At 70.6% G+C, this 9,135-nt stretch carries 6 protein-coding genes and 1 pseudogene; 4 read left to right on the top strand and 3 right to left on the bottom strand.

What is annotated here, in order from left to right; genetic code table 11:
* Positions 1 to 38: 38 nt before the first annotated feature.
* Positions 39 to 713 carry a tyrosine-type recombinase/integrase gene (locus D3A59_RS10310; protein ID WP_119154832.1) on the bottom strand — a complete coding sequence of 225 codons (675 nt, stop codon included), beginning with the start codon at positions 711 to 713 and terminating at the stop codon, positions 39 to 41.
* A gap of 269 nt (positions 714 to 982) precedes the next feature.
* On the opposite strand from D3A59_RS10310, the gene D3A59_RS10305 reads away from it, so the two are divergent.
* Complete coding sequence (locus D3A59_RS10305) at positions 983 to 2,509, top strand: fumarate hydratase (protein ID WP_119154831.1); 1,527 nt, start codon at positions 983 to 985, stop codon at positions 2,507 to 2,509.
* Positions 2,510 to 2,609: 100 nt separating this feature from the next.
* On the opposite strand, the pseudogene D3A59_RS26860 reads toward D3A59_RS10305, so the two are convergent.
* Both D3A59_RS26860 and D3A59_RS10295 read right to left on the bottom strand, forming a co-directional pair.
* Positions 2,610 to 3,972 (bottom strand): annotated as a pseudogene (locus D3A59_RS26860) (mechanosensitive ion channel family protein).
* An 88-nt stretch (positions 3,973 to 4,060) separates the two neighbouring features.
* Complete coding sequence (locus tag D3A59_RS10295) at positions 4,061 to 4,996, bottom strand: histone deacetylase family protein (RefSeq protein WP_119154830.1); 936 nt, start codon at positions 4,994 to 4,996, stop codon at positions 4,061 to 4,063.
* 108 nt (positions 4,997 to 5,104) lie between these two features.
* Here D3A59_RS10295 and D3A59_RS10290 point away from each other — a divergent pair, with 108 nt between their 5' ends.
* The 3 genes from D3A59_RS10290 to D3A59_RS10280 are packed head-to-tail and all read left to right on the top strand — an operon-like array spanning position 5,105 to position 9,128.
* Positions 5,105 to 6,031, top strand: coding sequence for an AAA family ATPase (locus tag D3A59_RS10290; protein ID WP_119154829.1), 927 nt, complete (start codon positions 5,105 to 5,107; stop codon positions 6,029 to 6,031).
* 26 nt (positions 6,032 to 6,057) lie between these two features.
* Positions 6,058 to 7,050 carry a DUF58 domain-containing protein gene (locus D3A59_RS10285; protein ID WP_119154842.1) on the top strand — a complete coding sequence of 331 codons (993 nt, stop codon included), beginning with the start codon at positions 6,058 to 6,060 and terminating at the stop codon, positions 7,048 to 7,050.
* Entirely contained in the window at positions 7,047 to 9,128 is a 2,082-nt protein-coding gene (locus tag D3A59_RS10280; RefSeq protein ID WP_119154828.1) for a transglutaminase TgpA family protein, read from the top strand. The genes D3A59_RS10285 and D3A59_RS10280 overlap by 4 nt, the downstream gene beginning before the upstream one ends.
* The last annotated feature ends 7 nt before the right edge of the window (positions 9,129 to 9,135 follow it).

The following is a 9,135-nucleotide window of genomic DNA, read 5'->3' as shown; positions in this document are numbered from 1 at the left end:
ATAACTCCGCCCGGGGTCAGGGGAAGCTCCCCCTCAATTCATTTGTGCAACAGAGCCGTGCGACGATCAAAGTCAACCTGATTCCAAGTCGCTTCCATGATTTCGCTGACACGAGCCCCTGTATGGATCAGACACACGAACAAATCAGCGTTTTCGGCCCGCTGCGCATCCTTGATGGGATTGCGGCCGGGGTAGTTGCCGCCGGGGTTAATAGCATGCAGGATGCGCTCCTCCTCTTCGATGCTTAGAAAGCGAAGCTTGGTGCGCTCCTGCTTCATAGCTGGGAGCTTGATCGGAACAGTCCACCCCTGCGCCTTGGCAAAGCCTACCAGCGCATTCCAGTAGCCCACCGTAGTGGCGATCGTGTTGTGCGCCGCTCCGGCTGCACGCCGCGCCTGAATGATGTCCTGCAGTTCGTGCAGAGTCACCTCCTTCAGCGGCTTGTTGGGCAGCTTGCGCCAATGCTTGAAATGTGTAGTGGCGTTCTCGTGTCCTCCACTGCCGATGCGTGCCGTCAGGAATGCATCGATGGCCGCATGCACCGTGACCGGCTTGGTGCCTTGGACGATGATCTCCCTCAGGAAGTCGGCCTCCATCTTGGCTGCGAGTTGCTCTGCCAACTTCTTGTCGCCGGTCTTGGTGGAGCGGGCGAGGATGTGCCCATCGACCATCTTGCGGACGTGCCACACGTCCCCTCTCTTGATCAGTGCCATAGCCGTTCTTCTTCCTCTTGACCACTGGCAACGACCCCGGTGCGTGGGAGGCCACGCAGTAGAATCTTCTGTTGCCGTGGCGCCACGGCGTGGTCATCCGACGGGTCGCAGGAGGGCCACCTCCCTGCGACAAATTTGTTTAAACGGTGCGTAAAACGAGCCCGTCTCAGCACCTCAAGCAGGCGTTCGAAGACCGTTGCCCCGCTTGTGCCCAACAATCCGCCAAGCCCTGACCACTACGCTAAGTTGTTGATTTTCTTGGGAAAAAGATGACCACCACGATCAAGCACGACGACCTCGTCGAAAGCGTCGCAGCCGCGCTGCAGTACATCTCCTACTACCACCCGGCCGACTTCATCGCCCACCTCGCCCGCGCCTACGAGCGCGAGGAGAGCCCGGCCGCGAAGGACGCGATCGCGCAGATCCTGACCAACTCGAAGATGTGCGCCGAGGGGCGCCGCCCGATCTGCCAGGACACCGGCATCGTCAACGTGTTCCTGAAGATCGGCATGGACGTGAAGTGGGAGGGCTTCAAGGGCTCGATCGCCGACGCCGTCAACGAGGGCGTGCGCCGCGGCTACCTGAACCCGGACAACACGCTGCGCGCCTCGGTCCTCTCCGACCCGATCTTCGAGCGCAAGAACACCAAGGACAACACGCCCGCGGTGATCCACATGGAAGTGGTGCCGGGCAACACCGTCGACGTGATCGTCGCGGCCAAGGGCGGCGGCTCGGAGAACAAGAGCAAGGTCGTGATGATGAACCCGAGCGACAACCTCGTCGACTGGGTGCTCAAGACCGTGCCGGAGATGGGCGCCGGCTGGTGCCCGCCGGGCATGCTCGGCATCGGCGTGGGCGGCACGGCCGAGAAGGCCGTCATGCTGGCCAAGGAGTCGCTGATGGAGGACATCGACATGTACGAGCTCCTCGAGCGCGGCCCGAGCAACAAGCTGGAGGAGCTGCGCATCGAGCTCTATGAAAAGGTCAACGCCCTGGGCATCGGCGCGCAGGGCCTGGGCGGCCTGACCACCGTGCTCGACGTGAAGATCAAGACCTTCCCGACGCACGCGGCCTCGAAGCCCGTCGCGATGATTCCGAACTGCGCCGCCACGCGCCACGCGCACTTCGTGATGGACGGCTCGGGCCCGGTGTACCTGACGCCGCCGAGCCTGGACCTGTGGCCGGACGTGAAGTGGGCGCCCGACTACAACAAGAGCAAGCGCGTCGACCTGAACACGCTGACCAAGGAAGAGGTCGCGAGCTGGAAGCCGGGCCAGACCCTGCTGCTCAACGGCAGGATGCTCACCGGCCGCGACGCCGCGCACAAGCGCATCCAGGACATGCTCGCCAAGGGCGAGAAGCTGCCGGTGGACTTCACCAACCGCGTGATCTACTACGTCGGCCCGGTCGATCCGGTGCGCGACGAGGTGGTCGGCCCGGCGGGTCCGACGACCGCCACGCGCATGGACAAGTTCACGCGCATGATGCTGGAGCAGACCGGCCTGATCGCGATGGTCGGCAAGTCCGAGCGCGGCCCGGTCGCCATCCAGGCGATCAAGGACAACCAGTCCGCCTACCTGATGGCGGTGGGTGGCAGCGCCTACCTCGTCTCCAAGGCGATCAAGGCGGCCAAGGTGGTCGGCTTCGAGGACCTGGGCATGGAAGCGATCTACGAGTTCGAGGTGGTGGACATGCCGGTGACGGTGGCGGTGGACGCCGGCGGCACCAGCGCCCACATCGAGGGCCCGAAGGAGTGGAAGGCGAAGATCGGCAAGATCCCGGTCGCGGTGGCCTGATCCCGGCCCACCCTTTGCGGGGCGCCCTGCCCCGCCACGAAGGAAAGAGGCCCCTCGCGAGGGGCCTCTTTTTTCATTGCAGCACCGGCGACTCGGGGACTCAGGCCACCGGGGCGGTGCGCGGCGCGTCCTGCGCCGTCGCCTGGCCGTCCACCTTCGGCAGCGGCAGCCCCGTCTGCTGCAGCGCCTCGGCCGTCCGTGCGCCTGCGGCGGGGATGTGCAGCACCCGCTGCGGGAAGGGGATCTCGACGCCGGCCGCATTGATCGTCGCGAGGATCGCGAGGTTGACGTTGGAGCGCACCACGCCCGTGCCGTTCTCCGGGTCGCCGATCCAGAAGTTCACCGTCAGCTCCAGCCCGTCGGCGGCGAAGTTGGTCAGCAGCACCGCGGGACCAGGGTCGGCCAGCACGCGCGGCACCCGGCCCACCGCCTCCGCCATCGCCGGGCGCAGCGCATCCAGATCCGTGCCGTAGGCAACCTGCACGATGGTGTTGAGCAGCACCTTGCGGTCGGCGAGCGAGGAGTTCTCGATGCGCTGCGTGATCAGCATCTCGTTGGGCACGATCGCCTCGCGCCCGCTCAGCGCCCGGATCACCGTGTAGCGCGTCTTGATGTCGGTGATGCTGCCCTCGAAGGTGTCGATGCGCACCACGTCGCCGATGCGCAAGGACCGCTCGGCGAGGATCACGAAGCCGCTGACGTAGTTGGCCGCGAGCTTCTGCAGCCCGAAACCGAGACCGACGCCGATCGCGCCGCCGAACACCGACAGCGCCGTCAGATCGATCCCGACCGAGGACAGCGCCAGCATCAGCCCGGCGAACAGCAGCAGCGAGCGCACGATGTTGCGCCGCCATCTTGCGCAGCGAGAGGTTGTCGCCGGTGCCGTGCAGCAGCCGCTTCTCGAGCGCGGCCGAGACCCACAGCGCGAGCATCATCACGACGATCGCCGTCAGGCCGCCCTCGATCAGCGCGCGCAGCGTCAGCCGGGTGGTGCCGGCGCCGATGCTGATGCGGTCGAGCTCGGCCAGCAGCAGCGGCAGCAGGCCGGTCATCCATAGCGCCGCGGCGGCCCAGGCGCCCCAGGACACGGTGCGCTCGATGCGCGTCGCCCACGCCGAGGTCGGAAAGGCCGCGCGCAGCACCCGCACCGACAGGCGGATCGCCGCCAGCGACACGAGCAGCGGGACCGCGATGTGGAACACCGTGACCGGCAGCCACACCTGCCAGAGCAGGCGCGCGCTGAAGGCCAGCGCCAGCGCCAGGGCGGGGAAGAGCACGCCGTCGAAGAGCCGCTCGCCGAACCAGATCGAGTCGGGGCGGGGCTCGCTGCCGCGCAGCAGCCGCACCACGAGCGCGGCGAGCACGAGGCAGCCGATCAGCGCCCCCAGCTCGAGCAAGGCGGTCGGCTGCAGCAGGTGGTGGAGGAAGCGGGCCAGGTCGGCGGAGGTCATGGCTTGCGTCATGCCGCCTGCGGCCCGGCGAGGCGGGAGGAAAGGAGGTTCAAGATCAGCGCCTTAAAAAGCGGCACCCGGCCGCGACAAGGCGCGGACTTTACACGCCGGCCAGAACCCTGAGGTGAGCCGTGACACTGCGGCCGAGCGCGCTCAGGCTGTAGCCGCCCTCGAGGCAGGAAACGAGGCGCCCCTGCGCGTGGCGGGCGGCCACCTCCATCAGCCGGTGCGTGATCCACTCGTAGTCGGCCTCCACCAGACCGAGCTGGCCGAGCTCGTCCTCGCGGTGCGCGTCGAAGCCGGCCGAGACGAAGATCATCTCCGGCCTGAAGGCCTCGAGGCGCGGCATCCAGTGCACCTCGATCAGCTCGCGGATCTCCATCCCCTTGGTGTAGGCCGGCACCGGTACGTTCACCATGTTGTCGGCCGGCGACTCGGAGCCGCTGAAGGGATAGAGCGGGTGCTGGAAGAAGCTGCACATCAGCACGCGCTCGTCGCCCTGGAGGATGTCCTCGGTGCCGTTGCCGTGGTGCACGTCGAAGTCGATCACCGCGACGCGCCTGAGCCCGCGCACGTCGAGCGCGTGGCGCGCCGCGATCGCGACGTTGTTGAAGAAGCAGAAGCCCATCGCCTGGCCGCGCTCGGCATGGTGTCCGGGCGGGCGGATCGCGCAGAAGGCGTTCTCGAGCTCGCCGTCGATCACCGCGTCGGTGGCGGCGACCGCCGCGCCGACCGCGCGCAGCGCCGCGTTCCAGGTGCCGGGGCCGACGACGGTGTCGATGTCGATGGCGCGCGGCTCGCCGGCCGCCGCCACCTGCTCCATGAAGTCCTTCAGATTGGCGACGTAGGCCGCGGCGTGCGCCAGGTGCAGGTCGGAGACCCGGCCGAGCGGCGCCTCGCGGCGCTCCAGCGCGATGTCGATGCCGCTGGCCAGCAGCCGGTCCTCGATCGCGTCGAGCCGCTCCGGACATTCGGGATGCCCCTTGCCCATGTCGTGCCGCCGGCAGTCCGGGTGGCTGAAGTAGCCAGTCGCCATGTCTCTTCGTCGTCTTCTGACGAATCTCAACCACCGATGCAGGACCATCTCGTGCAGGCAGGCCGGACCGATGCGGGATTCGTTTCTTTTTACGGTATCGTGCGTCGCATGAGCACCGAACTGCATGCCCGGCTGACGCGGCTGGTGGACCAGATTAACACGATCATCGTGGGAAAACATACGCAGGTGAGCGACAGCGTCGCCTGCCTGCTCGCCGGCGGACACCTGCTGATCGAGGACGTGCCGGGGGTGGGCAAGACGACGCTGGCGCAGGCGCTGTCGGTCTCGCTCGGCATGCGCTTCTCGCGCGTGCAGTTCACCGCCGACCTGATGCCCTCGGACCTGACCGGCGTGAGCGTCTACGAGCGCTCGCGCGAGGCCTTCGTGTTCCATCCCGGCCCGGTGTTCGCGCAGGTTCTGCTCGCCGACGAGATCAACCGCGCCGGGCCGAAGACGCAGAGCGCGCTGCTCGAGGCGATGGAGGAGCACCAGGTGACGGTCGAGGGCGAGACGCGCGCGCTGCCCTCGCCCTTCTTCGTGATCGCGACCCAGAACCCGAGCGACCAGCTCGGCACCTACCCGCTGCCCGAGTCGCAGCTCGACCGCTTCCTGATGTGCATCACGCTCGGCTATCCCGACCGGGCCTCCGAGCGCTCGCTGCTCTCGGGCCGGGACCGGCGCGAGGCGATCGAGACGCTGGAGCCGGTGATGAAGCCGGCCGAGCTGCTCGCGGCGCAGGCCGCGGTGCGCCAGGTGCATGCCGCCGAGCCGCTGCTGGACTACCTGCAGGACCTGATCGCCGCGACCCGTTCGGGGCGCTGGTTCGTCGAGGGACTGAGCCCGCGCGCCGGCATCGCGGTGCTGCGCGCGGCCAAGGCGCGCGCGCTGCTCGCGCGGCGCGACTACGTGGCGCCCGACGACATCCAGGCCATCCTGCCGCAGGCGATCGCGCACCGGCTGGTGCCGGTGGCCGGCAGCGGGCGCGGGCGGCTCGAGCAGGTGCGCGCGATGATCGACTCGGTGCCGCTGCCTTGAGCACGGTGATCGAGCCGCCGGCCGCGATGCCCGCCCCCGCAGGCGGACGGGGACCGGGGGGCCTGCTGCGGCGCTGGCATGCCTGGTGGCTGGCGCGGCTGGCGCCCACCGACACGCTGACGCTGACGCAGCGCAACGTCTACATCCTGCCCACCGCGCCCGGGCTGCTGTTCGGGCTGACGCTGGCGGTGCTGCTGGTGGCCTCGATCAACTACCAGCTCAGCCTCGGCTACCTGCTGACCTTCCTGCTCGCCGGCTGCGCCGTCGCCGGCATGCACCTGACGCACGCCACGCTGCGCGGCCTGACGCTGCACCTGAAGGCGCCCGCCGCGGTGTTCGCCGGCGAGGCGGCGGTGCTCGAGGTGACGCTGACCAGCACGGCCCGGCGCACCCGCCACGGCATCGGGCTGCGCGTGCAGGGCCGCCCCGGCGCGCCGGCCGCCTGGACCTGGACCGACGTGCCGGCGCAGGCCCGGGCGAGCGCGCATGTCAGCGTGCAGGCGCCGCGGCGCGGCTGGATGCGGCTGCCGCCGCTGAACGCCGAGACGCGCTTCCCGCTCGGCATCTTCCGCGTCTGGTGCGTCTGGCAGCCGGCCGCGCGCGTGCTGGTCTACCCACGTCCCGAGCCCGGCGCGCCGCCGCTGCCCGCCGACGGCGTGCTGCCGGGCGGCGCGGCGGCGCGGCGCGGCGACGCGGGCGACACCGAGGGCGTGCGCGCCTACCGCCGCGGCGACCCGCTGCGGCACGTGGTGTGGAAGAAGGCGGCGAAGACCGGCGAGCTCGTCAGCCGCGACACCGCGCCGGCCGGCCGCCAGCAGCTGTGGCTGGACTGGCAGGCCACGGTCGGGCTCGCCGCCGAGGCCCGGCTCGAGCGCCTCGCCGCCTGGGTGCTCGCGGCGGAGGCCGCCGGGCTGCGCTACGGCCTGCGCCTGCCCGGGCTCGAGCTGCCCCCCGGGCACGGCGAGGCTCAGCTGCGCGAATGCCTGCAGGCGCTCGCGCTGTGGGGGAACGCGGCATGAACGCACCGGCGACCGCCCGCCGCTGGCTGCCCTGGCCGGGCATGCGCAACCTGCCGCGCGAGACGCGCGACACCCTGTTCCTGCTCGGCGTGATCGCCTGGGTGATCGCGCCGCACACCGGCCAGCTGCCGCTGTGGTGCAGCCTGCTCGCCGGCGTGGTGCTGCTGGCGCGGGCGCGCCTAGCGCTGACCGGCGCGGCGCTGCCCGGCGGCTGGGTGCTCGCCGGGCTGCTGCTGGTGGCCGTCGGCGCCACCTGGCTGAGCCACCGCACCCTGCTCGGCAAGGAGGCCGGCGTCACGCTGGTGGTGGTGCTGATCACGCTGAAGACGCTGGAGCTGCGCGCGCGGCGCGATGCGTTCGTGATCTTCTTCCTCGGCTTCTTCCTGGTGCTGACGCACTTCCTCTATTCGCAGTCCCTGCTCGTCGCGCTCGGCATGCTGGTCGCGGTCTGGGGGCTGCTCACCGCGCTGGTGCTCGCGCACATGCCGGTCGGGCAGCCCACGCTCGCCGCCGCCGGCGGCATCGCCGCGCGCATGACGGCCTTCGGCGCGCCGGTGATGGCGGCGCTCTTCCTGCTGTTCCCGCGCGTCGGCCCGCTGTGGGGGCTGCCGCAGGACGCGACGGCCGGGCGCACCGGGCTGTCCAACAGCATGGCGCTCGGCGACGTCGCCGAGCTCGCGCTCGACGACCGCATCGCGATGCGCCTGCGCTTCGACGGCCCGCCGCCGGCCCCGTCGACACTGTACTTCCGTGGCCCGGTGCTCAGCCGCTTCGACGGCCGGGAATGGCGCCCCTCGCCGGGCGGCTTCCGCGCCTCGCCGCCCGCGGACGAGGCCCCGCGCGTGGAAGGACCGGGATTCGCCTACGAACTCACGCTCGAGCCCTCGTCGCTGCCGGTGCTGCCGCTGCTCGAGATGACGGCCGAGGCGCCCGCGGTCGAGGAGCTGCCGCTGTGGCGGGGACGCGATCTCACATGGCGCGCCTTGCGGCCGCCGATGGAGCGCGTGCGGCTGCGCGCGCGCGCCCACCCCCGCTTCTCGCACGGCCCGCTGCAGCCGGTGCACGAACTGCAGGAACACCTCGACCTGCCACCGGGCTTCAACCCGCGCACGCTGGCCTGGGCCGCGCAGATGCGGCGCGAGCCTCGCTTCGCGACCGCCGATGCCGACACGCTGGCCGACGCGCTGCTGAGCCACGTCCGCAGCCAGCCCTACCGCTACACGCTGAGCCCCGGGATCTACGGCGACGAGCGCGGCCGCCACGCCATCGACGAGTTCTGGCTCGACCGGCGCGAGGGTTTCTGCGAGCACTACGCCGCCGCCTTCGTCGTCGTGATGCGCGCGCTCGGCGTGCCGGCGCGCGTCGTCACCGGCTACCAGGGGGCCGAGTTCAACCCCGTGGACGGCTACTGGCTGGTGCGGCAGAGCCATGCCCATGCCTGGGCCGAGTACTGGCAGCCCGGCCGAGGCTGGGTGCGCGCGGACCCGACCGCCGCCGTCGCCCCTGACCGGATCGAGCACGTGCGCGCCCTCTCGCCGCCGCCCGGCATGCTCACCCGCACCTTGGGCTTCGACCCCTCGCTGCTGCAGCGCCTGCGCCACACCTTCGACGCGATCGACAACGGCTGGAACCAGTGGGTGCTCAACTACTCGCGCGGGCAGCAGCTCGAGCTGCTCAAGGGGCTGGGCTTCCGCTCCCGGGGCTGGGAGCACCTCGGTCTGCTGCTCGCCGGCCTGACGGGCGGCACCGCGCTGCTCGGCGTGGCCTGGGCGCTGTGGGACCGGCATCGCCAGGACCCCTGGCTGCGCGCGCTCGGGCACATGCAGCGCGCGCTGCAGGGCGCGGGCCTCGAGGTCCGCGGACCGCTCACGCCGCGGCGGCTCGCCGAGCAGGCGCTGGCGCGCTGGGGCACGGCGGCGCAGCCGGCGGCTGCGGCATTGTTCGCGCTGGAGGCGCTGCGTTACGCCCCGGACGGCCCCGGCAGCGCGGCAGCGGGCCGGCGCGCCGCTACACTGGTCCGCGAATTCCGCCGCGCGCTGCAGCAGGTGCGTGCGCCCGCTCTGCCCTCCCGATCCTGAACCTCGC

Source organism: Caldimonas tepidiphila, from assembly GCF_003569765.1.
GTDB lineage: Bacteria > Pseudomonadota > Gammaproteobacteria > Burkholderiales > Burkholderiaceae_C > Caldimonas > Caldimonas tepidiphila.
This window is presented reverse-complemented; position numbering and strand designations above follow the sequence as displayed.